Raw genomic sequence first — 24,369 nt, 5'->3', positions numbered from 1 at the left:
ACATGGGAGCGCTCCCACCTCGCCTGTCGGGGACCGTAGCGCCGGATGTGGGCACTTGTAAAGGTGCCGCTTGCGCACAACTGCGTCCAGGAGCCCCGGACGGCCGAGAGGGCCGCGATCCCGTCGCCGGGGTCGCGGCCCTCTCGGCCGTGGTGTGAGCCCTTGCTCGCGCCTTACTTGCGGATCAGGCTGCGCAGCACGTACTGCAGGATGCCGCCGTTGCGGTAGTAGTCGGCCTCACCGGGGGTGTCGATGCGGACGACCGCGTCGAACTCGACACCGGTGTCGGTGGTGACCTTCACCGTGCGCGGGGTGGTGCCCTCGTTGAGCTCGGTGACGCCGGTGACGGAGAAGGTCTCCTCGCCGGTCAGGCCGAGGGAGAGCGCGGTCTGGCCCTCCGGGAACTGCAGCGGCAGCACGCCCATGCCGATGAGGTTCGAGCGGTGGATGCGCTCGTACGACTCGGCGACGACGGCCTTGACGCCGAGGAGCGCGGTGCCCTTGGCCGCCCAGTCGCGGGACGAACCGGAGCCGTACTCCTTGCCGGCCAGGACGACCAGCGGCACGCCCTGCTCGATGTAGTTGCGCGAGGCGTCGTAGATGAACGACACCGGACCGCCGTCCTGCGTGAAGTCGCGGGTGTAGCCGCCCTCGGTGCCCGGCGCGATCTGGTTGCGCAGGCGAATGTTGGCGAACGTGCCGCGGATCATGACCTCGTGGTTGCCGCGGCGCGAGCCGTAGCTGTTGAAGTCGCGGCGCTCGATGCCGTGCTCCGTGAGGTACTTGCCGGCCGGGGTGTCGGCCTTGATGGCACCGGCCGGGGAGATGTGGTCGGTGGTGACCGAGTCGCCCAGCTTGGCCAGCACGCGGGCGCCGGAGATGTCCTCGACCGGGGCGGGCTCCATGCCCATGCCCTCGAAGTACGGGGGCTTGCGGACGTAGGTGGACTCGGCGTCCCACTCGAAGGTGTCGCCGGTGGGGATCGGCAGCGCCTGCCACTGGGCGTCGCCGGCGAAGACGTCGGCGTAGGACTTGTTGAACATGTCCTCGCCGATGGCGTTCGCCACGACGTCGTTGACCTCGGCCTCGGAGGGCCAGATGTCCTTCAGGTAGACGGGGTTGCCGTCCTGGTCGGCGCCGAGGGCGTCCTTGGTGATGTCCACCTTCATCGAGCCGGCGATCGCGTAGGCGACGACCAGCGGCGGCGAGGCGAGGTAGTTCATCTTGACGTCGGGGTTGATGCGGCCCTCGAAGTTCCGGTTGCCGGAGAGGACCGAGGTCACCGCGAGGTCGTGGTCGTTGACCGCCTTGGAGACCTCCTCCGGCAGCGGGCCGGAGTTGCCGATGCAGGTGGTGCAGCCGTAACCGACCAGGTTGAAGCCGACCTTGTCGAGGTACGGGGTCAGGCCCGCCTTGTCGAAGTAGTCGGTGACGACCTTGGAGCCCGGGGCGAGCGTGGTCTTGACCCACGGCTTGCGGGTCAGGCCCTTCTCCACCGCCTTCTTGGCCACCAGCGCGGCGGCGACCATGACGTAGGGGTTGGAGGTGTTGGTGCAGGAGGTGATGGCCGCGACCGTCACCGCGCCGTGGTCCAGCTCGTAGACGGTGCCGTCGGGGGCGGTGACGGGGCACGGGTTGCTCGGCACGCCGTCGGTGGCGGCGGGGGCGTCGGAGGCCGGGAAGGACTCCTTGCCCGCCTCGTCCACGCTGTCCACGTAGTTGCGCACGTCCTGCTTGAACTGCTCGGCGGCGTTCGCCAGGACGATGCGGTCCTGCGGGCGCTTCGGGCCGGCGATGGACGGCACAACGGTGGACAGGTCCAGCTCGAGCTTCTCGGAGTAGTCCGGCTCGGCCTTCGGGTCCAGCCAGAGGCCCTGCTGCTTGGCGTAGGCCTCGACGAGCGCGAGCTGCTGCTCGCTGCGGCCGGTCAGCTTCAGGTACTTGAGGGTCTCGTCGTCGATCGGGAAGATCGCGGCGGTGGAGCCGAACTCCGGCGACATGTTGCCGATGGTGGCGCGGTTGGCCAGGGAGGTGGCGCCGACGCCCTCGCCGTAGAACTCGACGAACTTGCCGACCACGCCGTGCTTGCGGAGCATCTCGGTGATGGTCAGCACCAGGTCGGTGGCGGTGGTGCCGGTGGGCAGCTCGCCGGTCAGCTTGAAGCCGACGACGCGCGGGATCAGCATGGAGACCGGCTGGCCGAGCATCGCGGCCTCGGCCTCGATGCCGCCGACGCCCCAGCCGAGGACGCCGAGGCCGTTGACCATGGTGGTGTGCGAGTCGGTGCCGACCAGGGTGTCGGGGTAGGCCTGGCCGTTGCGGACCATGACGGTGCGGGCCAGGTGCTCGATGTTCACCTGGTGGACGATGCCGGTGCCCGGCGGGACGACCTTGAACTCGTCGAACGCGGTCTGGCCCCAGCGCAGGAACTGGTAGCGCTCGCGGTTGCGGCCGTACTCCAGCTCGACGTTCTGGGCGAAGGCGTCGTTGGTGCCGAACTTGTCGGCGATGACGGAGTGGTCGATGACCAGCTCGGCCGGGGCCAGCGGGTTGATCTTCGCCGCGTCGCCGCCGAGCTCCTTGACGGCCTCGCGCATGGTGGCGAGGTCGACGACGCAGGGCACGCCGGTGAAGTCCTGCATGATCACGCGGGCCGGCGTGAACTGGATCTCCTGCGAGGGCTGTGCCTGCGAGTCCCAGCCGCCGAGGGCACGGATGTGGTCGGCGGTGATGTTCGCGCCGTCCTCGGTGCGAAGCAGGTTCTCCAGCAGGACCTTGAGGCTGTAGGGGAGTCGGGCCGAGCCCTCCACCTTGTCCAGGCGGAAGATCTCGTACGACTCGTCGCCCACCTGCAGCGTGCTGCGGGCGTCGAAGCTGTTCGCCGACACGACGGTCTCCTTCATTTCTGTGCGCGTTCCACCGCATCCTGCCGCCACGCGTCTCCAACGATCCGCTAAGGTAAGGCTTAGTTAGGTAACCCTTACCGTCAGACCGGCGGCGGTGTGCGGCCGCGGTGCGCCTCGGCAGATATCTCGATGTCGAGATAACTCTAGTACATGAGGCCCGCCGGGTCATGTGCGGGCGGCCCTGACCGATCTCATCCAATCGAGTCGTCCACTCAGCGAACCCAGTCGTTTCGCGTTCCGTCTCAGCGAACCCAGTCGTTCGGGTGATCACATTGGGGGTACTGGGTGGCTGTACCGGTTGGGGTGAATCTTGCGGAGACGTACGTTGAGCTGTCGTACGTGGACGCTGTGCGCAAACGGCTGCGGCGCCCGCTGCTGGACTGTGTGACGGCCCGGTTCGAGGAGGCGGCTCCGGTGCGGCCGTTTCGCTGGTCGCGGGGTGAGCGTCCCTTCTCGGGTTGGTACTGGGCGGCGACGACCAGGCAGCACATCGGTTTCGAGTCCTGGCTGGAGCGGGACAGGCTTGTGCTCATGGATGCAGATCCCGGGGTGGTGGGGATCGCCTCGCAGCCGTTCCGGCTGCACTGGCACGACGGCAAAAGGGAGCGTCGGCACTCCCAGGACTACTTCGTACGCCGCTCGGACGGCTCGGCGGTGGTCATCGAAGTCCGCCCGGACGACCGGATCGAGCCGAAGGACGCTGAGACGTTCGAGGTGACGCGGATCGAGAACACACCGGGTTCGGTGGCCACCCTCTTCGCGCAGTTCGTCGCGGGTTACACCCGGCTCGCCCCCGGACCGTCGGGGACGGAGCCTGGAGGACGGTCCGTTGTGGTCGCTGCCCGAGGTGGTCGCTGCCCGAGCTCCGGAACCTTCTCGACGAATGGGTCATCGCTGTCTGGCAGACCAGACCGCATGACGGGTTGCGCGACCCGGATGCTCCCAAGCGGTCGTTCGCGCCGAACGAAAAGTACGCGATGTTGCTGCAGTCTTGCGGTTACGTCCCCGTCCCCGCTGAATGGCGATGACTACATCGAGCTGTTGCCCGAGCGCCGGCAGGCGATCGACAGCTACGGCATCCGGATCAAGTACCGCACCTATGACGACGGTGAGTCGGGTCCTTTGCGCCGCCGGCACTCGGGGGTGGTGGAGAAGAAGGGGCTGTGGGAGATCCACCACGATCCCTACGACGTGTCCCGGATCCGGGTACGCGATCGCCGAGCCGAAACAGACCGGTGGATCACCGTGACCATCGCGACCGGCGGAGAAACACGGCGCTGGTGGTCAGCGAGCTGCCGGCAGAAGGCCTTCCGTCAACGTCAGCGCGAGGAAGCCGCGGCTCCCGCGGCTCCCGCGGCTCCCGCGGCTCCCGCGGCTCCCGCGGCTCCCGCGGCTCCCGACCCGAGCGCACGCTCCACCCACCGAGAAATGAAGAGGAACCCGAATCGGCAAACAGCGACAATGGCACCGTGCTGATCATGGATGCCATCGTCGAAACCTACGATGCCGCGGACTTCACTCTGTGGCCTGTCGCTGCCCCGAACTCCGACCGGCATCTGGCCCTCTCCGACCAGATGTCACAGCCGGAGGTCGGAACAGCGATGGCGGTCCTGACCTGCTACAACCACGACGACTCCGACGGGCACTCCCCGGACACCGATGCGGGCATCCGGCGCATCCAGAACCTGCTGAACGTCGATCTCGTCATCGCTCCGGGCGGCATCCTCCTGCAAGACACCGCGACCGGAGTCATGATCGCTCCGGGGTGCTGCTTCGGCCTGGAAAGCTGGCGCGACTGGCTCGGCCTCATGCACGGCGAAGAGGTCTGGCTCGGTCACGGCACCACCGCGCACGTCGAACGCCACCGAATACTCGTCAAGGCGTGGCCTGATACGGACCCACCAGCAAGAACCCCCATCGAGCTTCCCTTGGCCGAACTGCCGGACCTTCTGCAAACCGTGCACGACAAGCTCAACGGTTTCCTCGCCCTCGCCGAACAATGGGCTTCCCGCTACGCGCCGGCGCTGGCCCCCGCTCTGATCGCCAAGCTCAACGAAGACCTGAACATCGAAACCCCGCTGGGGAACTCCCAGATCAGAAACCCTGCGTAAGCAGCGGGCCCGTCGCGTGGCGACTGCTGACCAGAGACCGGTGGATCCTGAGCACAGACATAGAGTGAGTTGCTCGACGAGTCGGCGGGGGCAGGTCATGGAGATCACCGTCCAGTGGATACGGACGTCCTGGACAAAGCAATGACAAAGCAATCTCGGGGAGGGCAGGCTGCCTCGCGCAGGAACGCGGCCCCGATCGGCTTCGCGTTTCCGGATGCCACGGCCGCTTACGCACACGTCATTCGCATGCACGAGCGAGATGACTTCGAGCCCTACGACACCCAGGAAGATCCCGGAAAAGTCGACGTCCAGCTCCGTGAAGCCGACGGACGGCTGCGTGTCTTCCCCCGAGTGGATCCCTTGTTCGGCCTGCCGCCCCGGCCGCGACGGCCTCCGGCAGTGCGACTCGCCCCCGGCCAGTGGGTGCGCTGGCAGCTCAACTACCGCTTCAGCAGTGCGGCAGGGATACGGGACTGGTCGTACTGGCTGGACACGTTCAACATCGCCTACGGCCCGAGGAACGCCGATGTCTTCCTCTCCACACCCACCGTGTTCGTCGACGAGCAAGGGCCACTGCGATAGCCCATCTCGAAGGTCAATCGCACTCCCATGTGTCCCGCTGGTTCCGCGCCGCCGATTCAGGTGGTGGTCGGCGGCCGCAACAGGCCTACTGCCCTCAGCCGGTATGGCAAGCACTCCCCCCGCGTCGAAGTCGCGCTTTCTCGTCCTGCACGACTACGGCATGGGCGGTGCGTGGTGGTGGGTCCACGCGCGATCGCCCCGAGAGATCCTTGAGACCTTCGCGGAAGTCGAGGTGGTCGACAGTACAGAGGCCGTCGAGCGAGCCGACCGGGACCTGGACGAAGTCGACATCGACATCGACGAGCCGACCATGCCTCCAGGCCTGGACGGGCTGAGGGCCAAGCGCGACGCCCAGCGCGGCCGCCCCGGTTCTGGCACGCTCGCGGACCGGAGCATCGTGCACCTCCGGCGCCGATGCGGCGGGTGACCGGCTTGAGACGCTCCCCGCGTTGTTCCCTCTCCTCCGGCTCCAGGAGATGGCCGTCGACGGACTGGCGATCGAGTTGAGGGGGCCGTCCACCCTCGTGCGCCTGGCAGACGGAGATAGCCGGTGACAGGGGTGGGGAAAGGCCGGCGGGTGCCTGCGACGGCCAGGCTCTCGGAGTTCCCGAAGACCGCTGCCGATCAGGCCCGCTGGTGGGAGAAGCACATTCTGGAGGTTCCGGACGGCCTGCCGCCGGATGCTCCCGCGGGGACGGTGCCACGGCCGGAGTTCGCCCCGGAACGGAACTCGCCGGCTCAGCGGGAGCGGGCCAAGGCTGCCGAGCCGACGGCGACCGGGCATGCGATGACGGCCGGCGGGATCAAGCAGCGGCGCCGGCGCTACCAGCGGACAGTCCGTCTCGCGCTGGACACCTCACGCCCAGCCAAGAGGGATGTCACCCGGGGAAAGGACCCGCTCAGAAGCAGACTCATCGGTCTGATCGACAGCATGAGTACCGACAACCTCAACGTCAGGGGCATCTGGACCAAGCTCCTGGACGATCACGACCACTCGGTCTCCTACGCATCCGTCCGCTACCACCTCAAGCACCGACAGGACCGGGAAGCCCGCCCTGAAGACGAAGCCGCCCAGCCCGACCTCAGCCGGACACCATGACCGGGGACCATACGCCGAACCACTGCTCGGCGCCCCACTCCTCGAACCGTTCCACCTCGGTGAACCCCAGCTTCGCCGCGAGGCGCATCGAGCGGTCGTTGGCGGTCTGGGTGCAGAGCACCACCGGCTCGCCGGGAAGCGCGTCAGCGAACCAACCGAGCGCCGCCGCGCACGCCTCGACGGCATACCCACATCCCCACGCCTCCGGCAGGAACATATAGCCGAGCTCGGCCTCCCCGGCATCCGGGCGGACATGCCCCGGACGCTCCGCGTCGCGCCGATCGAGCGTGATCGTCCCGATCATCGCCCCGTCGAGATCGATCACGAAAAGACCAGGGCGCCGCCCGGGCAGTGCAGGCACCTCGCGTTCGAGCTCGTCGCGCGGGCGAGGGCCACCGAGGTAGGTGCGCACCTCCGGCGAGGCGAACAACTCGATGAACGCCGCACGGTCCCGGGACTCGGACTCTCGGAGCACGAGCCGCTCGGTCCTTATCGGGGCAGGCGGCCAGGCAACGGGTCCTAACTCAGTCATGGCGGGCAACCTATCGCACGCCCATGAGCGTGATCCGAAACAGAAGGCTCAGGCCCGAGGTCTGCCCCAGGCCCTGTCATTCAACATAGTCGCCGCAGATCAGCACTCACCCACCGACCAACTGCATTGTCCAAGGACAGGCCCGTCCGCCCACGCGTTCGTCCGCGCGGCCCGTCCGCCCGCACGGCCTGCCCGTCCACCGTCCGCGAGGCGACGGCCTGCCCGTCCACCCGGGCCGCTCACCCACACGACCCGTATGCCCGCACAGCTCGTCCGTCCGAGCGGCAGACTGGTCCCGACCGCCCGCGACGGGGCGTGCGCACCAGTCCGGGCCGGAGGAGAGCAGCTCATGAGGATCCGCCTGACCAGCGTCTACGTGGACGACCAGGCCGTTGCCGAGCGCTTCTACACGGAGCTCCTCGGCTTCGTGAAGAAGCACGACGTCCCCGTGGGGGAGACGGACCGGTGGCTGACCGTCGTCTCCCCCGACGACCCCGACGGCACCGAACTTCTCCTGGAGCCCGCCCGCCACCCGGCCGCCCTGGCCTACCGCGAGGCGCTCGTGCGGGACGGGATCCCGCTCGCCCAGTTCGCCGTCGCCGACGTGCGGGCGGAGTACACGCGCCTGAGCGGCCTCGGCGTCCGCTTCACCCAGGAGCCCGTGGACGCGGGCCCTGTGACCGTGGCGGTCCTCGACGACACGTGCGGCAACCTGATCCAGCTCGCGACGGAGCCGGGGTAGCCCGGCGGGCCGGTCGGCCCATCTCTCGCGCGCGCCAAGCACGTTGGGCGCGGTACCGGCGTGCGCGGCCGGATGAGGGGCACCCGAAGAGGACCGGAAGGGGCGACGCCGACCCGAGGAGGCCTCCTATGCCACTCACGTTCCGCAAGAGTTTCCGGATCCTGCCGGGGGTCCGTCTCAACATCAACAAGCGGTCCTGGTCGATCACGACCGGTGGCAGGAACGGGCCGCGCCACACACACAGCAGCACCGGCCGTCGTACGACGTCCATGGATCTGCCGGGCCCGTTCGGCTGGCGGCGCACGCACACCGCGCGCGGCCGGCGCGACTGAGGGGCGCGAGAGGGAGCAGGCGCCGTTCGGGCGGGAAGGCGCCGTTCGGGCGAGGCGCCGGGCACACCGTTAGGCGGGGTGGGCCGGGTGGCATCGATGCCCTGGTACGCCGTCCGCGGAGGGCGTACCGGGGGCGTCGGGCGCACGTCACCCGTTCCGCCCACCCCCGCGCGCCTCGCATCTCATATCTGAGATAGTCTCACCTCATGTCAGACGACTACCTCGTACGCATCGGCAAGCTCATCCGTGACGCACGACAGCACCGTGGCTGGACGCAGTCACAGCTGGCCGAGGCGCTCGGTACCAGTCAGAGTGCCGTGAACCGCATCGAACGCGGCAACCAGAACATCAGCCTTGAGATGATCGCGCGCATCGGCGAGGCCCTGGACAGCGAGATCGTGTCCCTGGGCTACGCGGGTCCGATGCATCTGCGGGTGGTCGGCGGACGCCGGCTGTCCGGCTCCATCGACGTCAAGACGAGCAAGAACGCGTGTGTCGCGCTGCTGTGCGCCTCCCTGCTCAACAAGGGGCGCACGGTGCTGCGTCGGGTCGCCCGCATCGAGGAGGTCTACCGCCTCCTGGAGGTGCTGAACTCCATCGGCGTCCGCACCCGCTGGATCAACGACGGCGTGGACCTGGAGATCGTGCCCCCGGCCGTGCTGGAGATGGCCGCCATCGACGCGGACGCGGCCCGCCGGACCCGGTCCATCATCATGTTCCTGGGCCCGCTGCTGCACCGTATGGACCATTTCAAGCTCCCGTACGCCGGCGGCTGCGACCTCGGCACCCGCACCGTCGAACCGCACATGATCGCGCTGCGCCGGTTCGGCCTGGACATCACCGCGACCGAGGGGCTCTACCACGCCCAGGTGGACCGCTCGGTGACGCCCGGCCGGCCGATCGTGCTGACCGAGCGCGGCGACACCGTCACCGAGAACGCGCTGCTGGCGGCCGCCCGCCACGAGGGCGTCACTGTCATCCGCAACGCCTCCTCCAACTACATGGTCCAGGACCTGTGCTTCTTCCTGGAGGCGCTGGGCGTGCAGGTGGAAGGCATCGGCACGACCACGCTCACCGTGCACGGCGTGCCGACCATCGACGTCGACGTCGACTACTCCCCCTCCGAGGACCCGGTGGAGGCGATGAGCCTGCTCGCCGCGGCCGTGGTGACGGAGTCGGAGCTGACGGTGCGGCGGGTGCCGATCGAGTTCCTGGAGATCGAGCTCGCGGTCCTCGAGGAGATGGGCCTGGACCACGACCGCTCGGCGGAGTACGTCGCCGACAACGGCCGTACGCGGCTGGTCGACCTGACCGTGCGCCCCTCCAAGCTGGAGGCGCCGATCGACAAGATCCACCCGATGCCGTTCCCCGGCCTGAACATCGACAACGTGCCGTTCTTCGCGGCCATCGCGGCCACCGCGCAGGGCAAGACCCTGATCCACGACTGGGTCTACGACAACCGCGCCATCTACCTGGCCGACCTCAACCGCCTCGGCGGGCGCCTCCAACTCCTCGACCCGCACCGGGTCCTGGTGGAGGGCCCCACCCGCTGGCGCGCCGCCGAGATGATGTGCCCGCCGGCCCTGCGCCCGGCGGTCGTCGTCCTGCTGGCGATGATGGCGGCCGAGGGCACGTCGGTCCTGCGCAACGTGTACGTCATCAACCGCGGTTACGAGGAACTGGCCGAGCGCCTCAACTCGGTGGGCGCGCAGATCGAGACGTTCCGGGACATCTGAGACGACGATGCCGCCGCACCCCGCCCGACCCGCTGTTCAGTCGACCTGGAGGGGGGCGGCGGCTTCTCTGGGACGTCTCTGGGGCTTTGGGCCGTCGGCTTCTCTGGGACGTCTCTGGGGCTTTGGGCCGTCGGCGGGCTACGGCCCACGCTCCACGGGCCCGAATTCGTGCGTTGAGACCTCGGACGTGATGCGGACGTGATGCGGGCGTGATGCGGGCGTGCGCGCCAGGCGTCGCGGGCCCGCGAAGGTCCGCCGGACAGGCCCCAGGTGCTTCCCGCAGTCGTGACACGTGGGGTTCACAGCAGGCCCGCCCGCAGCCGGGACAGCGGCAGGTCCACGGTGGTGGCTCCGTAAGGATCTTGACGCTGTCGGGCCGGAACGGGGCGGAGACGCCGTCCGGGCCACTGCAGGCCTCGTCCTCCTCGTCGGAGGGGAGCTCCAGCGCGACGCCGTTCGGCCGACCGTCCGACCCGATCTCCAGGGGCGGCCTCAGCGGTGGAAAGAGCGCGCTCGACCCGCCGTCGACGTCCTCCGGCACGGCGTCCCCCCGGGTCTCGCCGCCCGGCCTCGTCCGGTCCCCGGACCGCCGACGCTGCCCTCCGCCGCCCTTTCCTACGCCCGCTGCCGTGTCAGGGCCGGCTCATGGACGGCATGATGGCCTGTCAGCGCGCCCGCCCGAATCGTCGGCGCGGCGGCGTGCCGTCAGCGCCGCAGGTTCAGTTCGGCGACGACCGTCTTGCCGACGGGGACGCGGTCGAGGACCTCCCACCGGTCGGCGAGAGTCTCCACCAGGAGCAACCCCCGGCCGGTCTCCGCGAGCGGCCCGAGCGCGGGTCGGGGCGCTCCGGGGGCCGGGGGCCGCAGCTCGCCCCGGGTGTCGGAGACCTCGATGCGCAGGGTCCGGCCGAGCAGCCTGGCGGTGACCTCGAAGTCCCGGCCGGGGACGCGGCCGTGCGTGACGGCGTTGGCGGCAAGCTCGGCGACGAGCAGGGCGGCGGTGTCGGACGTCTCGCTGCCGTACGGCACGCCCCAGGTGTCGAGTAGGTGCAGTGCGAGCCGGCGGGCGAGGCGGGCACCGCGCGGGGTGGAGCTGAACCGCTGAGTGAACACACGTACGGTGACGAGGTTCTGGCGGCTCGTAGAGATGGACGGTGGTGTCATATGCCCACTCTGGTGCCAGAACGGACGGGTTGACCAGCGTGGGCATGCGTACGCTGCGTCAGCGTACGCGCACTTTCAGTGGACAGTACATATCACCGTGCGTGACGATGTTCGCCGTCGGAAGCGGTACGGCGGCGGGTGGCACGGGAGGTGGCCGGTGGCCTACGAGAACACGGACAACGGGACGGGGGCCGGGGGCGCGGAACCCGGGGTGTCGGACAGTCTGCGGACCTTCGGCGCGGTCGTCCAGGCCCTGCGGGAGCACGCGGGCCTGAGCCGTGAGGAGTTCGCGGACCTGGTCGGCTTCTCCAAGCACACGGTCGCCTCGGTCGAACAGGGCCGCCGGATGCCGGACCGCGACTTCGTGGAGCGCGGGGAGACGGCACTGGGCGAGACGGGGGCGCTGCGGAGGGCCGCTCCGCACCTGTCGCGGCAGGCGGGGTTGGCCAGTTGGTTCCGGCAGTGGGCACGGCTGGAGGCGCAGGCGGTGACCCTGTGGACCTACGAGTGCCGGGTGGTTCCCGGCCTGCTCCAGACCGAACGATACGCGCGAGCCGTCACCGAGAGCGTGCCGCCCGTGAAGGACGAGGAGCAGGTCGCCAAGCAGGTCGCGGCTCGGCTGGAGCGCCAGCAACTGTTCGCGCGCAGGCCCCCCATCGCGTTCAGCTTCATCGTCGAGCAGGCCCTTGTCGAACGCGGTACGGGCGGCCCCGACGTGATGCGGGAGTTGCTCGACCATCTGCTGGGGCTGTCGTTGCAGTTCAACGTCGAGCTGCAGATCATGCCGCGATACCAACCGGATCACGCGGGTTTCGACGGGCCGTTGATGCTCCTGGAGTCTCCGGACAACAAGTGGTTCAGCTACGCGGAGGGACAGCGTGGCGGCATGCTGATCACGGATCCGAAGGAGGTCAGCATCATGCTCCAGCGGTATGCGAGACTGCGTTCACAGGCTCTCACCTCCGAAGACTCCAGGAGCCTGTTGAAGCAACTTCGAGGAGCGCTATGAGCAGCATCGACGAACGGGCCTGGTTCAAGAGCAGCTACAGCGGTTCCGACGGTGACGCCTGCGTCGAGGTGGCGAAGGGCACGCAGGCGATCCACGTCCGGGACTCCAAGGACCGGCGGAGCCCGGAGCTCGCCCTCTCCCCCACCGCCTGGAGCGACTTCATCACCTACGCCGCGCACGGCTGACCCTCACGGCCGACGCCCCGCGCCGGGACTCCGGTGCGGGGCGTTCGCCGTTCGGCGAGATGCTCGGACCGGCCGCGGGCGGATGACTTCGGTGCCGAGGAGCGTCCGAAGTGGGCCGCCGGGAGCTACGCACAGGACGGCCCCGCGGGTCCGCTCCAACGAAGTGAATCGGTGGGGTGGTGCGGAAGCATCTGCCACGATCATCGGATGGGTGCATCGGATGCAGTGGCAGGCAGGGTTGCTGGCGGGGCCACCGTGACGTTCCGGCCCAGCGGCTCCTCGATGGTCCCGCTGATACGCAGTCGGCAGCAGGTGGTCGTTGCTCCGGTCGACCCGTCGAAGTTGGAGGTCGGGGACTTTGTCCTCGCCCGTGTCGCCGGGACGGTCTACTTGCACCTGGTGTCGTCTGTGGACCCTGCCAGGAAGCGGGTGCAGATCAGCGACAACCGTGGCCGCGTCAACGGATGGACCAGCCACGATCGTGTTTTCGGTATCTGTGTGGCAGTCGACGGTGCCACCCGGTCAGGAGCTGTGGACAAGACGCTCACGGCCGCCTCCGAGGACTCCTCCTGAAGCTGTGACGCTCCAGCGGCATCGGGCCGCCAGGCTATGCGGGTGGCAGAACGAGTGCGCGTCCGCGAGATCAATGACGACGAGGGCCGGCGGCCTTCTGCTCCGCGAGGAGGGCGTCTCCTTTCAACGCCTGAAGACCTGGAAGACCTCCCGCGATCCGGACTACGGAACGTGGAGATCGCCTGCACACCGACCAACTCCTCCTGGCTGAACCGGATCGAGGCCCGGTTCGCGGCCCTGCGCTACTTCACCCTCGACGGCACCGACCACGCCGCCCACAAAGGACAGGGCAGCATGATCCGCCGCTACGTCGTCTGGCGAAACCGCCATGCCGACGACCGGCGACTGCGAGCATGGGCGAGGGTGCCTCTCACCCCGCGTGTCTCCCCGCTCTACCCGCCGTGGCCCGTCGCCTTGCCCGCCACGGCGGCGGCCGCGCGGACGAAGGCGGCCAGGGCCGGGGAGGTGGCGTGCTCGGGCCAGGCGAGGACGAGCGTGGTGGGCTCGGCATCATCGACTGGGACAGCGACCAGGTCGTCGCGGAGCTGGCCGCGGATGGAGGAGGGGAGGACGGCGACCATGCGGCCCAAGGCGATGAGGTGGAGAAGCTGCGCAAGGTCGTGGACCTCGGGCCCGTGTGAGCCGCCCTCGGATGCCCCGGGCCAGCGCGGCAGGGGCTCCCCGGCGAGGTCGTTCAGGCAGACCCGGGTACGGCCCGCGAGGCGATGCGAACTCGGCACCACGAGAAGTTGAGTCTCGGTCAGGAGGTCCTGGGTGTCCAGGCCGGTGAGGTCGGGGTGGGGGCGGTGAAGCAGGGCGGCGTCGGCACGGCCCTCCCGCAGGAGGATCTCACGCTCGCCGAAGCTGCACACCAGCTCGACCGGCAGCGCACCCGGCTCAGCCTGGTAGGCGTCGAGGATCGCGGGCAGCAGGCCACCGTCGCCGCCCGGCTTGATGACCAGGACCAGACGCGGGTCGGCGCGGCCGGCCCGCACGGTGCGGCGCGCCGCGGCCGACGCGGCGTCGAGCACCGTACGGCTCTCGCGGAGCAGGACGGCCCCCGCCTCGGTCAGTGCGATCCGGCGACCGCCACGTTCCAACAGGGCTACGCCCAGCCGTCGTTCGAGCTGCTGAATGGCGCGGGAGAGCGGCGGTTGGGCCATCCCCAGCCGGGCGGCCGCCCGACCGAAGTGCAGTTCCTCGGCGACAGCGGTGAAGTAGACGAGCTCGCGGACCTCCAGTCTTTCCATACCCGCACGGTATCGCCGCGTACCTGATCGGTGTTGGAACTCCCGGCCGCCCCCGTGGTGGGCTGAACGCATGACAGAATCCACGATCGCCCTGGTCACCGGTGCCAACAAGGGCATCGGGCGCGAGGTCGCAGCCCGGCTCGCCTCGCTCGGCACGCACGTCCTGCTGGCCTCGCGCGACCCGCACCGCGGTGCGGCAGCCGCAGCCGACCTGGGCCCGCGGGTGTATCCGGTCACCCTGGACGTCACCGACCACGCCGGCGTCCTGTCCGCCGCCCGCTGGATCGAGGAACGCTTCGGCCGGCTGGACATCCTGGTCAACAACGCCGGCATCTCCGGCGACCTCGCCGCCCAGAGCCCTGGCAGTGTCGAACTGCCCGCGGTACGCGAGGTGTTCGAGACCAACGTGTTCGGCGTGATCAGCGTGACCACCACGATGCTGCCGCTGCTCGCCCGCTCCTCCGCAGCCCGGATCGTCAATGTCAGCAGTGGACTGGGCTCCATCGCCCGGATGACCGATCCCGAGGACTACTTCACGACCCGGCCCCCGATGGCCGCGTACGTCCCGTCCAAGACCGCACTCAACTCGCTGACCGTGCAGTACGCCAAGGAACTGCGCAGCCGCGACATCCTGGTCAACGCCGCCGACCCGGGGCCGTGTGTGACCGACTTCACCACCGCGTTCCCCGGCCTCACCCGCACCGCGGCCGACGGCGCGGCCGTGGTCGTCCGGCTCGCCACGCTGCCCGATGACGGACCGACCGGCGGCTTCTTCGACGAGCACGGCCCGGTTCCCTGGTGAGCAGCCTGTCAGGGAACCGGGGGACGGGGTGGTGGGGGTCAGCCCGGACGGGATGGGCGAGCCGGAGACCGCGCCGGCGCTCGACGGGCCGCAGCGCCCGGGTTACCCGCCGGACCGCCCCGGCAACAGCCGACGGAAGGGTGGCGGACCGCCAGGCAGCCTTGGCCGGGTACTCGGCTGGCAGCCTGCCGCGCAACGAACGGAAGATCGATCGCCCGACCAAGGATCCGAGCCGAGCCAGTGGAAGTTGCCGGTGGAGATGATGCTCGCCTGAGCGTACGGCCGGGGGCGGGGCGCACGGTCCGTCCTTCCCCCGGCCGCCGGTCCGTCACTCCCCCACGTCGACCAGGACCTTGCCCACCGCGCCGTCCGCCACCGCGCGGTGGGCGTCGTCGGTGCGGGCGAGGGGGAAGCGGTGCAGGGGCAGGCCGTGTTCCTCGCCGACCGGGAGGGCGCCGTCCCGGAGTGCGGCCACGACGTCCTCGGCGCCCGCGGTGAGCGCCGCCGGGCCGACCGTGTAGAGGACCAGGAACTGGAACCTCGTGTTGAGAGTCATGTTCTGGCGTACGTCGAGTGCGACCGGCTTGCTGCCGTCGTTGGCGTACGTGGCGATCGTGCCGCGGTTCGCCAGCACGGCCAGGTCCAGGTCCAGGTTGGCACCCAGCGCGACCTCGACGACGATGTCGACGCCGTCCGGGGCGAGCGCGCGGATGGCGGCGGCCGGGTCGCCCTCGCGGTAGTTGACGACGTGGTGGGCGCCGGCGGCGGTGGCCAGCCGGGCCTTCTCCGGGCCGCTGACCGTGCTGATCACCGTGGCCCCGGCCCACCGGGCGAGCTGGATCACCGCGTGCCCGACCGCGCCGGCGCCGCCCGCGGCGAGCACCACCTTGCCCTCCAGCGCGCCGGGCGCCAGCCGGTTCGGCGCGTCCTCGGCGACGGTGAGCGCGCGGTGCGCGGTCAGCGCGGGCACGCCCAGCGAGGCGGCGACGTCGAAGTCGACCCCGTCCGGCAGCGGGACGGTCCGTTCGGCGGGTACGACGGTGTACTCGGCGGCGGTACCGGTGGGCCGCCCGGCGGCGGCCAGGTAGAGCCAGACCCGCTCCCCCACGCGGCCGGCGTCCACTCCCTCGCCCACGGCGTCGATCGTGCCGCCGCCGTCCAGGTTGGGGGTGACTTCGGGGAACGCCTTGGGGCCGTTGGCGCCCTCGCGGCTCTTCCAGTCGGTCGGGTTGACCCCGGAGACGGCGACGCGCACGCGCACCTCGCCGGGGCCGGGCGCGGGCAGGTCGCGCTCGACGAGTTCCAGCACCTCGGGACCACCGTTGGCGCGGTAGATGATGGCCTTCATGTTCCGTCCTTGTCCTTGTCCGTGTGCGGGCCCGTGTCCGGGTCCACGTTCAAGTTCGTGCTCGGGTTCGTGATCTCGTCCGTCACCACGCGGTCCACCGGGCGGGGCGCGACGGGGCGTTGGGGTCGGTTGCGGCTTCGGTCGCAGCTTGCGCGGAGGACAACACGCGCGGGCCGCTGATCATTTCCGTGCGTCGGGGGCAACGGGGCCGAGTGCACGTCGGGCGCGTGGGGCGCTGGTGGCGCAGCAGCCATGCAGGACCGCTCTGACCGGGACGTCGTCCTCGGGGCGCGGTGCTTCGCGCATCACGGCGTCGGCGGAGCGGCGCGACGACCCCGTCGCGGCGGGGTGCGGGCGGTCGAGCTGGACAGAGGACAGGATTGTCGGGCTAGTCCCTCACTTCTCCTCACCTCCCTCCACTTCCTCCCGCTCGTCCTCGTCCGGCGGCTCTCACGGTGCGGTTGTCAGGGTGACCGTGCGCTCGGCGATGCGGTGGACGTGGGGCAGGGGAAGGCCCGTGGCGCTCAGTTCGACCAGGCCCACCTGGACGTGGGCCGCACCGGCCGCGTAGGTGCGCGTGCCGGTGTCGGTGCGGGTCCAGCGGTGGGTCGCGCCGTCGCAGAGGGCGGAGGTGCTGCCGATGCCGTAATGGACGCGCGCGTCGGACGGGGAGAGGGAGGCGGAGACGAAGACGGGGCCGGCGGTGGGGGTGCAGCGGTAGCTGCCGGTGAGGGTGGGGTGCCCGGCGGAGGTGAGCAGGGCGGTGGAGTCGACGGCGATCTCGTAGGCGGAGGAGTCCACGGTACGGGCGACGGTCGCGGTACGGGCGGGGGCTGCGGGGGACGCGGTGGCCGCGGGCGCTGCGACGAGGAGCAGGGCGGTGGTGAGGGCCGCGGGGAGGAGGGGCCGGCGCATGGGGCTCCTTGAGCGAGAGCGAGGCGGACGGGGGTCGCCGGTTACCTTCCACCGCCCTGGAAGGGGTCACGCGGAAGACGGCACCGTCACTCCCCCGGGTCACTCTTCCGGGTCACGCCCACGGAGCACGAACGGGCACATCGAGCGTGCACGCGTTGACAATTTAACGTCGTTAAAGGCATACTCGAAATCGCCCGCACTTAACGTCGTTAAGGCGGGTGAGCGGCATGAAATCCGGCGCCGTGACAAGAGATGTCCGCCCCACTGAGTCCGCCCCACTGATTGCGACAACGGGGCCACGGCTGCCTGTTTCCGACGCCCGCGCACTCGTAGAAAGGATCGCACGTGAAGATAAACCCGAACACCGGCCACCTGATGGGGGCCACCGTCACCGGTTTCGACCTGAGCGGCACCACCGACGCCGAGATCGAGGAACTCAAGGGCGCGATGTACCGACACCGCCTCCTGCTGCTCAAGGAGCAGAGCCTGGAGCCGAAGGAGTTGGTCGCGCTGGGTCGGGCGCTCGGCACCATCGAGGTGTACTACGAGCCGATGTACCACCACCCGGAGCACCCGGAGATCTTCGTCTCCGGGACGAAGCCGGGCGACGGGGTCAAGGGCGTGCCGCAGACCGGCAAGTTCTGGCATGCCGACTACTCCTTCATGCCGGAACCGTTCGGCATCACGATGACGTACCCGCAGGTCGTGCCCAAGAAGAACCGCGGCACGTACTACATCGACATGGCGAAGGTCTTCGCCGAACTGCCCGACCGGCTGAAGGACCGACTGCGCGGCACCGTGGTCGAGCACAGCCCGCGTCGCTACGTCAAGATCCGGCCCACCGACGTGTACCGGCCCATCCACGAGGTCCAGGCCGACATCGAGCTGGCCACTCCGCCGGTCTTCCATCCGACCGTCTTCCCCCACCCGGTGACCGGCGAGGAGGTCCTCTACGTCAGCGAGGCCGGCGCGTTCGGCTTCATCGACCCCGACGGCAACCGGCTGCCGCCGGAGATCCTCCAGGAGGTACTCGAGCTCAGCGGCCAGCTCGACACCGGCTTCACCGATCCGCACATCCACCTGCAGACCTTCACCGAGGGCGATCTGCTGCTGTGGGACAACCGGACGCTCGTGCATCGCGCGCTGCACAATCCCAAGCCCGAGCCCGCCCAGTCGTACCGGGTCACCGTGCACGACGGCCTGCCGTTCTTCGGAACCGGAGCCACCCGATGAGGACACAGGAGGAGATCCGCGACCGGGAGCTGATCGGCCATGTGCTCCGGCCCTACCGGGACCACAGCCGGTACCTGCGGGACGCCGACGTGACCAGGCAGGGGGACGGGGTGAGCGCACGGGGCCGGTTCAGCATCGCGGAATCGTGCTACATCGACAACACCGGGCACTTCAACGCGGTCGAGTTCAACATCTGCTACAACCAGCTCGGCTATTACCTGCTCGCGAAATGCATCGAGGACGACCTTCTCGACGCCTTTTCCGCGTGGTCGATGGCGGACTTCTGGGAACGGCAATTGTCGGACGTACTGATCTACCGGCTCAGCAGTCGCTTCCGCCGGATGATCAATCCTCGTTCGTTCGAGGGCGAGATCGTGTTCCAGAAGCCCCGGGTGTCCGCGCGACCGAACAATTCGTCCATCATGTCGATGGAAACCACGTGTTCGTTCTGGGACGGTGACAACGGGGCCGCCGACGGCACCGGGAAAATCGTCTTCACCAGGTTGCCCCAGCCCACCGCCTGAGGACGACGGGGCCGCGGCACATGTGCCCGCCGGGGCACACGGCCGTGCCCCGGCGTCCCTCTTCCCCGCCCTGGCGTCTCCCGCGCGTCGCCGCGGTCGGGCGGCAGGGCGGGCTCGCGTCGGGCCGTCGGGCCACCGTCCGGTCGTCGCCGGGCCCCGGGCTAATGATCATGAGGCGGTGCGGACGATCTAAAATGATCATCGTGCACGAACAGCCCGCCCCCTCTCCCCCTCCCTCCCCGCACACCCCGCGCTCCCTCATCGTCGCCTTCTACGACGCGTACGGGCGGCATGTCCCCGGACCGGTGCCCGTGGCCGGACTGATCCGGCTGCTCGCGGCGGTCGGCGTCGACGCCCCGTCCGTGCGGTCGTCGGTCTCGCGGCTGAAACGGCGCGGGCTGCTGCTTCCGGCGCGCACCGTGACCGGCGCGGCGGGCTACGGGCTCTCCCCGGAGGCCCGCCGGTCGCTCCAGGACGCCGACCGGCGCGTCTACGCGACGGCCGTCCCGGACGACGAGGGCTGGGTGCTCGCGGTGTTCTCGGTGCCGGAGTCCGAACGCCAGAAGCGGCACGTGCTGCGCTCCCGGCTGGCCGGGCTCGGCTTCGGCACGGCCGCGCCCGGCGTGTGGATCGCCCCGGCCCGGCTGCACGAGGAGGCCCGGCACACGCTGCGGCGGCTGGGGCTGGAGGGATATGTGGACCTGTTCCGCGGCGAGCACCTGGGATTCGCGCCGACCGCCGGCGCGGTGACCCGCTGGTGGGACCTGCCCGCGATAGCCCGGGAGCACGAGGCCTTCCTCACCCGCCACGCCCCCGTGCTGCGGGCCTGGCAGGCACGCGCGGACACCCCTCCGGAAGAGGCGTACCGCGACTATCTGCGCGCCCTGGATTCCTGGCGCCGTCTGCCGTACGCCGACCCGGGACTGCCGGCCGCCCTCCTGCCGGCCGACTGGCCGGGCGGCCGCTCGGCGGCGGTCTTCCACGCCCTGCGCACCCGGCTGCACGACGCGGGCGCCGAATTCGCGGGCGTCACCCCGGACGGCCGGGACCCCACGACACCGGACGGCCGGGACGGAAAGGAACCGGACGGCCGGGACGGAGACGAACCGGACAGCCGGGACGAAGAGGAACCGGGCGGCGACAGTGCGTGACAGCCGGGGGTGCGTGGCCCGTCGCGCCCCGTGATGCCGCGCGTCCTCCCGCACCGGCCCGGGATACAACCCGCGTGAACCGGTCAGGATGGAGGCATGGGATTCCATGTCGACTCCGAGACCGGCCGGCTTCGCCGGGTCATCCTGCACCGGCCGGACCTCGAGCTGAAAAGGCTCACGCCCAGTAACAAGGACGCCCTCCTGTTCGACGACGTCCTCTGGGTCCGCCGCGCCCGCGCGGAGCACGACGGGTTCGCCGACGTGCTCCGTGACCGCGGTGTCGCCGTCCACCTCTTCGGCGACCTCCTCGTCGACGTCCTGCGCGTCCCCGCCGCCCGGACCCTCGTCCTGGACCGCGTCTTCGACGAGAAGGAGTACGGGCCCCTCGCCACCGACCACCTCAGGGATGCCTTCGCCGGCATGGCCTCCCCCGCCCTCGCCGAGGCCCTCGTCGGCGGCATGACCAAGCGCGAGTTCCTGGACGGCCACCCGGAGCCCACCTCCGTCCGCTTCCACGTCATGGAGTTGGACGACTTCCTGCTCCGCCCGCTGCCCAACCACCTCTTCACCCGGGACACCTCCGCCTGGATCTACGACGGGGTCTCGATCAACGCCATGCGCAGGCCCGCCCGCCGCCGCGAGACCGTGCACTTCGAGGCGATCTACCGGCACCACCCGCTCTTCCGGGACGCCGACTTCCATGTCTGGTCCGAGGGCCAGGCGGACTATCCGTCGACCATCGAGGGCGGCGACGTCCTCGTCCTCGGCAACGGCGCCGTCCTGATCGGCATGAGCGAGCGCACCACCCCGCAGGCCGTCGAGATGCTCGCGCACAAGCTGTTCGCCGCGGGCTCCGCGCGCAGCATCGTGGCGCTGGACATGCCCAAGCGCCGCGCCTTCATGCATCTGGACACCGTGATGACGATGGTCGACGGCGACACGTTCACCCAGTACGCGGGGCTCGGCATGCTCCGCTCGTACACCATCGAACCCGGCGTCGACGACAAGGAGTTGAAGGTCACCGACCATCCGCCGGAGCACATGCACCGCGCGATCGCCGCGGCGCTGGGGCTGAGCGAGATCCGCGTGCTGACCGCCACGCAGGACGTGCACGCCGCCGAGCGCGAGCAGTGGGACGACGGCTGCAACGTGCTCGCCGTCGAGCCGGGCGTCGTCGTCGCCTACGAGCGCAACGCCACCACCAACACGCATCTGCGCAAGCAGGGCATCGAGGTGATCGAGATCCCGGGCAGCGAACTGGGCCGGGGCCGGGGCGGGCCGCGCTGCATGAGCTGCCCGGTGGAGCGGGATCCGGTGCGGCAGTGAAGGGGAAGCCCCCCGGCGGCGAGCCACCGGCCGCCTGCGGGGAGAGGCGCCGACCCACTGTATAGAAATGTGGACCGTCGTATAGACTTCCATTCGCCCTGTCGACCGGTCCCTCCGGCCGCCGCCCCGCCCTCGTACCCCTGGAGCACCCCATGGCGACTGTCCCGACCGCCCTCGCCGGCCGCCACTTCCTCAAGGAGGCGGACCTCACCGCCGACGAGTTCCGCGGGCTTCTCGCGCTCGCCGCCGAGCTGAAGGCCGCGAAGAAGGCCGGGACCGAGACGCCGTACCTGCGCGGGAAGAACGTCGCGCTGGTCTTCGAGAAGACCTCCACCCGCACCCGCTGCGCCTTCGAGGTCGCCGCCGCCGACCAGGGCGCCGCCACGACCTACCTCGACCCGGTCGGCTCTCAGATCGGGCACAAGGAGTCCGTGAAGGACACCGCGCGGGTGCTCGGCCGGATGTTCGACGCGATCCAGTACCGGGGGCACGCCCAGGCCGTCGTGGAGGAACTGGCCGCGTTCGCCGGGGTGCCCGTCTACAACGGGCTCACCGACGAGTGGCACCCCACCCAGATGCTCGCCGACGTGCTCACCATGACCGAGCACTGCGACAAGCCGCTCACCGGGATCGCGTACGCCTACCTCGGCGACGCCCGCAACAACATGGGCAACTCCTATCTCGTCACCGGCGCGCTGCTCGGCATGGACGTACGGATCGTGGCGCCGAAGTCGCTGTGGCCGGAGGAGCCGGTCGTCACGGCCGCGCGGGAGCTCGCCGAGGCGTCCGGGGCGCGGATCACGCTCACCGAGGACGTGCGGGAGGGCGTGCGGGGGGCCGACTTCGTCACCACCGACGTGTGGGTGTCGATGGGCGAGCCGAAGGAGACCTGGGACGAGCGGATCGCGCTGCTCGGCCCGTACGCGGTGACCATGGACGTGCTGCGGGCGACGGGGAACCCGGACGTCAGGTTCCTGCACTGCCTGCCCGCCTTCCACGACCTCGGCACGGTCGTCGGCCGCGAGATCCACGAGCGGCACGGGCTGAGCGAGCTGGAGGTCACCGACGAGGTGTTCGAGTCGGCGCACTCGGTCGTCTTCGACGAGGCGGAGAACCGGATGCACACCATCAAGGCGGTCCTGGTCGCCACGCTCGCCTGAGCGCACGGGCCGGCCCGAGTCCTCGGCGCACGGGCCGGCCCGAGTCCCCTACGCTTTGTCCCGCAGCATTTCGCCCCACCCGCACCACCCGCACCACCCGCACCACCCCGCGGACCCCCGAACCACCCCTTCCGGGGTCCGCCATCGCGCGGCCCAACCCCGCCGTGCCCGTACCAGCACAGAGAGCACCACCCCATGCACAACTCGGCGCCCCCCGCCAGCCCGCTCCGCGAACCGCTCCACAACCCGCTCCGGTTCAAGTCCCCCGCCCTGCTGGTCGCCGAGGCCGGTCGCGACCCGGACGGGCACGGCCTCAAGCGGACCATGGGCCTCTTCCAGCTCATCTGCTTCGGTGTGGGGGCCATCGTCGGCACCGGCATCTTCGTGGGGCTCTCCGACTCCGTCGCCCAGGCCGGACCCGGGGTCGTCGTCTCGTTCATACTGGCCGCCCTGACCTGCGTGCTCACCGCGTTCTCCTTCGCCGAGCTGGGCGGCGCGATCCCGGTCGCCGGTTCCTCGTACTCCTTCGCCTACGCCGGACTCGGCGAGTACGCGGCCTTCCTCGTCGGCTGGTGTCTGCTGCTGGAGTACGGCGTCTCCGTCTCCGCGGTCGCGGTCGGCTGGAGCCAGTACGTCAACGAGCTGCTGCACAGCCTCACCGGTCACCAGCTCCCGCACATGCTGTCCGCCGGGCCCGGCGACGGCGGGGCGGTCAACCTGCCCGCCGTCGTCGTCATCGCCCTGGCCTGTCTGCTCCTGGTGCGCGGGGTGCGGGAGAGCGCGCGGGCGACGGCCGCCATGGCGGTGCTCAAGCTGGTCGTCCTGCTGCTGTTCTGCGCCATCGGGTTCAGCGCCTTCCGGGACGGCAACCTCCTCCCCTTCGCCCCGGACGGGCTCGGCGGCATCGGCGCGGGCACCACCGCCGCGTTCTTCTCCTACATCGGCTTCGACGCGATCACCACGGCCGGCGAGGAGGCCCGCGATCCGCGCCGCAGCATCCCGATCGCGATCCTGGTCTGCCTCGGCCTGGTCACCGTGCTGTACTGCGCGGTCGCGATCGCGGCGATCGGGGCGGTCGGCGGCGACCGGGTCGGCGGACGGCCCGCCGCGCTGTCGTACGTCGTGAACGAGGTGACCGGTTCCGCCGTCGGCGGCGGGGTCATCGCCTTCGGGGCGGTCGTGGCGATCGCCTCGGTGGTGCTGGCGGTGCTGTACGGGCAGAGCCGCATCCTGATGTCCATGTCCCGGGACGGCCTGGTGCCGAAGATCTTCGCCCGGGTCTCCCCGCGAACCTCCACCCCGGTGGCGGGCACGCTGATCGTCGGCATCGTCTTCGCGGTGCCGGCGGCGTTCTGCTCGCTGGACGCGGTCGTGGGCCTGTGCACGATCGGGACACTGGCGACGATGGCGGCGGTGAACGCGGCGCTGATGGTGCTGCGGCGGCGCGAGCCGGACCTGACCCGCACGTTCCGGGTGCCGCTGTACCCCGTGGTACCGCTGCTCGGCATCGGCTGCTGCCTCTACCTGATGTACGAGACCGGCTGGGCGGCGTGGTGGCAGTTCGCGGCGTTCCTGGCGGCCGGGTGCGCGGTGTACGCGGCGTACGGCCGCCGCCGCTCCCGCCTGTCCTGAGCGGGCGGGCCGCTCGCCTCCGCGCACGGGGCGGCCCGCCCGGGCACGCGGAGCCGC

The 24,369-nt window shown here is 70.2% G+C and carries 23 protein-coding genes and 2 pseudogenes; 19 read left to right on the top strand and 6 right to left on the bottom strand.

Annotated elements, in window-relative coordinates:
• Positions 1 to 173: 173 nt before the first annotated feature.
• A complete protein-coding gene (gene acnA, locus QFZ64_RS26735; RefSeq protein ID WP_307069939.1) occupies positions 174 to 2,888 on the bottom strand; it encodes an aconitate hydratase AcnA in 2,715 nt (904 codons plus the stop codon).
• A gap of 357 nt (positions 2,889 to 3,245) precedes the next feature.
• On the opposite strand from acnA, the gene QFZ64_RS35415 reads away from it, so the two are divergent.
• From QFZ64_RS35415 to QFZ64_RS26710, 5 genes and pseudogenes are all read left to right on the top strand, one after another.
• Positions 3,246 to 4,382 (top strand): TnsA-like heteromeric transposase endonuclease subunit, encoded by a 1,137-nt coding sequence (locus QFZ64_RS35415; RefSeq protein WP_373430672.1) that lies wholly within the window; start codon positions 3,246 to 3,248, stop codon positions 4,380 to 4,382.
• A complete protein-coding gene (locus QFZ64_RS26725) occupies positions 4,376 to 5,017 on the top strand; it encodes a hypothetical protein (RefSeq protein ID WP_307069938.1) in 642 nt (213 codons plus the stop codon). Before QFZ64_RS35415 ends, QFZ64_RS26725 begins: the two co-directional genes overlap by 7 nt.
• 97 nt (positions 5,018 to 5,114) lie before the next feature.
• A pseudogene (locus QFZ64_RS26720) lies at positions 5,115 to 5,599 on the top strand (hypothetical protein).
• A 103-nt stretch (positions 5,600 to 5,702) separates the two neighbouring features.
• The gene (locus tag QFZ64_RS26715) at positions 5,703 to 6,026 is read left to right on the top strand and encodes a hypothetical protein (RefSeq protein WP_307069936.1); all 324 of its coding nucleotides are present in this window, start codon (positions 5,703 to 5,705) and stop codon (positions 6,024 to 6,026) included.
• A 150-nt stretch (positions 6,027 to 6,176) separates the two neighbouring features.
• A complete protein-coding gene (locus QFZ64_RS26710; RefSeq protein ID WP_307069933.1) occupies positions 6,177 to 6,698 on the top strand; it encodes a hypothetical protein in 522 nt (173 codons plus the stop codon).
• On the opposite strand, the gene QFZ64_RS26705 is transcribed toward QFZ64_RS26710, so the two are convergent.
• Complete coding sequence (locus tag QFZ64_RS26705; RefSeq protein WP_307069931.1) at positions 6,682 to 7,230, bottom strand: GNAT family N-acetyltransferase; 549 nt, start codon at positions 7,228 to 7,230, stop codon at positions 6,682 to 6,684. The two genes, QFZ64_RS26710 and QFZ64_RS26705, sit on opposite strands and share 17 nt — an antisense overlap.
• 349 nt (positions 7,231 to 7,579) lie before the next feature.
• Here QFZ64_RS26705 and QFZ64_RS26700 point away from each other — a divergent pair, with 349 nt between their 5' ends.
• The 3 genes from QFZ64_RS26700 to QFZ64_RS26690 all read left to right on the top strand — a co-directional run bounded on the left by QFZ64_RS26700 (position 7,580) and on the right by QFZ64_RS26690 (position 10,040).
• Entirely contained in the window at positions 7,580 to 7,972 is a 393-nt protein-coding gene (locus QFZ64_RS26700; RefSeq protein ID WP_307069929.1) for a VOC family protein, read from the top strand.
• A 128-nt stretch (positions 7,973 to 8,100) separates the two neighbouring features.
• Positions 8,101 to 8,304 carry a DUF4236 domain-containing protein gene (locus QFZ64_RS26695; protein ID WP_307069927.1) on the top strand — a complete coding sequence of 68 codons (204 nt, stop codon included), beginning with the start codon at positions 8,101 to 8,103 and terminating at the stop codon, positions 8,302 to 8,304.
• A gap of 206 nt (positions 8,305 to 8,510) precedes the next feature.
• The gene (locus tag QFZ64_RS26690; protein ID WP_307069923.1) at positions 8,511 to 10,040 is read left to right on the top strand and encodes a UDP-N-acetylglucosamine 1-carboxyvinyltransferase; all 1,530 of its coding nucleotides are present in this window, start codon (positions 8,511 to 8,513) and stop codon (positions 10,038 to 10,040) included.
• Between the two features lie 705 nt (positions 10,041 to 10,745).
• Here the strand turns inward: QFZ64_RS26690 and QFZ64_RS26685 are convergent.
• Positions 10,746 to 11,204 (bottom strand): ATP-binding protein, encoded by a 459-nt coding sequence (locus QFZ64_RS26685; protein WP_307069921.1) that lies wholly within the window; start codon positions 11,202 to 11,204, stop codon positions 10,746 to 10,748.
• Between the two features lie 157 nt (positions 11,205 to 11,361).
• On the opposite strand from QFZ64_RS26685, the gene QFZ64_RS26680 reads away from it, so the two are divergent.
• The 4 genes and pseudogenes from QFZ64_RS26680 to QFZ64_RS26665 form a co-directional block, all read left to right on the top strand.
• Complete coding sequence (locus QFZ64_RS26680) at positions 11,362 to 12,213, top strand: helix-turn-helix transcriptional regulator (RefSeq protein WP_307069919.1); 852 nt, start codon at positions 11,362 to 11,364, stop codon at positions 12,211 to 12,213.
• Complete coding sequence (locus tag QFZ64_RS26675; RefSeq protein WP_307069917.1) at positions 12,210 to 12,398, top strand: DUF397 domain-containing protein; 189 nt, start codon at positions 12,210 to 12,212, stop codon at positions 12,396 to 12,398. Before QFZ64_RS26680 ends, QFZ64_RS26675 begins: the two co-directional genes overlap by 4 nt.
• Before the next feature lie 207 nt (positions 12,399 to 12,605).
• On the top strand, positions 12,606 to 12,971 hold the full coding sequence (locus QFZ64_RS26670; protein ID WP_307069916.1) for a S26 family signal peptidase: 366 nt from the start codon (positions 12,606 to 12,608) through the stop codon (positions 12,969 to 12,971).
• 168 nt (positions 12,972 to 13,139) lie between these two features.
• Positions 13,140 to 13,325 (top strand): annotated as a pseudogene (locus tag QFZ64_RS26665) (hypothetical protein); the annotation flags it as partial.
• A gap of 38 nt (positions 13,326 to 13,363) precedes the next feature.
• Here QFZ64_RS26665 and QFZ64_RS26660 read toward each other — a convergent pair.
• Positions 13,364 to 14,221, bottom strand: a complete 858-nt coding sequence (locus QFZ64_RS26660; RefSeq protein ID WP_307069914.1) for a LysR family transcriptional regulator — start codon at positions 14,219 to 14,221, stop codon at positions 13,364 to 13,366.
• Between the two features lie 70 nt (positions 14,222 to 14,291).
• On the opposite strand from QFZ64_RS26660, the gene QFZ64_RS26655 reads away from it, so the two are divergent.
• Positions 14,292 to 15,023, top strand: coding sequence for an SDR family oxidoreductase (locus QFZ64_RS26655; RefSeq protein WP_307069912.1), 732 nt, complete (start codon positions 14,292 to 14,294; stop codon positions 15,021 to 15,023).
• Between the two features lie 328 nt (positions 15,024 to 15,351).
• Here QFZ64_RS26655 and QFZ64_RS26650 read toward each other — a convergent pair whose 3' ends face one another.
• Positions 15,352 to 16,371, bottom strand: coding sequence for an NADPH:quinone reductase (locus QFZ64_RS26650; RefSeq protein WP_307069910.1), 1,020 nt, complete (start codon positions 16,369 to 16,371; stop codon positions 15,352 to 15,354).
• 450 nt (positions 16,372 to 16,821) lie between these two features.
• Positions 16,822 to 17,286 (bottom strand): DUF6299 family protein, encoded by a 465-nt coding sequence (locus QFZ64_RS26645; RefSeq protein ID WP_307069908.1) that lies wholly within the window; start codon positions 17,284 to 17,286, stop codon positions 16,822 to 16,824.
• A 345-nt stretch (positions 17,287 to 17,631) separates the two neighbouring features.
• Between QFZ64_RS26645 and QFZ64_RS26640 the strand changes: the two genes are divergently transcribed.
• The 6 genes from QFZ64_RS26640 (at position 17,632) to QFZ64_RS26615 (ending at position 24,312) form a co-directional block, all read left to right on the top strand.
• Positions 17,632 to 18,519, top strand: coding sequence for a TauD/TfdA family dioxygenase (locus QFZ64_RS26640; RefSeq protein ID WP_307069906.1), 888 nt, complete (start codon positions 17,632 to 17,634; stop codon positions 18,517 to 18,519).
• A complete protein-coding gene (locus QFZ64_RS26635; RefSeq protein ID WP_307069904.1) occupies positions 18,516 to 19,043 on the top strand; it encodes an FcoT family thioesterase in 528 nt (175 codons plus the stop codon). Before QFZ64_RS26640 ends, QFZ64_RS26635 begins: the two co-directional genes overlap by 4 nt.
• Before the next feature lie 194 nt (positions 19,044 to 19,237).
• Positions 19,238 to 20,194 (top strand): PaaX family transcriptional regulator C-terminal domain-containing protein, encoded by a 957-nt coding sequence (locus QFZ64_RS26630; protein WP_307069903.1) that lies wholly within the window; start codon positions 19,238 to 19,240, stop codon positions 20,192 to 20,194.
• Between the two features lie 96 nt (positions 20,195 to 20,290).
• Positions 20,291 to 21,520 (top strand): arginine deiminase, encoded by a 1,230-nt coding sequence (locus tag QFZ64_RS26625; RefSeq protein ID WP_307069900.1) that lies wholly within the window; start codon positions 20,291 to 20,293, stop codon positions 21,518 to 21,520.
• Between the two features lie 152 nt (positions 21,521 to 21,672).
• The gene (gene argF, locus QFZ64_RS26620; protein WP_307069899.1) at positions 21,673 to 22,680 is read left to right on the top strand and encodes an ornithine carbamoyltransferase; all 1,008 of its coding nucleotides are present in this window, start codon (positions 21,673 to 21,675) and stop codon (positions 22,678 to 22,680) included.
• 195 nt (positions 22,681 to 22,875) lie between these two features.
• Positions 22,876 to 24,312 carry an amino acid permease gene (locus QFZ64_RS26615; RefSeq protein ID WP_307069898.1) on the top strand — a complete coding sequence of 479 codons (1,437 nt, stop codon included), beginning with the start codon at positions 22,876 to 22,878 and terminating at the stop codon, positions 24,310 to 24,312.
• Positions 24,313 to 24,369: the final 57 nt, after the last annotated feature.

Source organism: Streptomyces sp. B3I8 (assembly GCF_030816915.1).
GTDB lineage: Bacteria > Actinomycetota > Actinomycetes > Streptomycetales > Streptomycetaceae > Streptomyces.
Note: the sequence above shows the minus strand (reverse complement) of the source record. Positions and strands in the feature narration are given on the sequence as shown.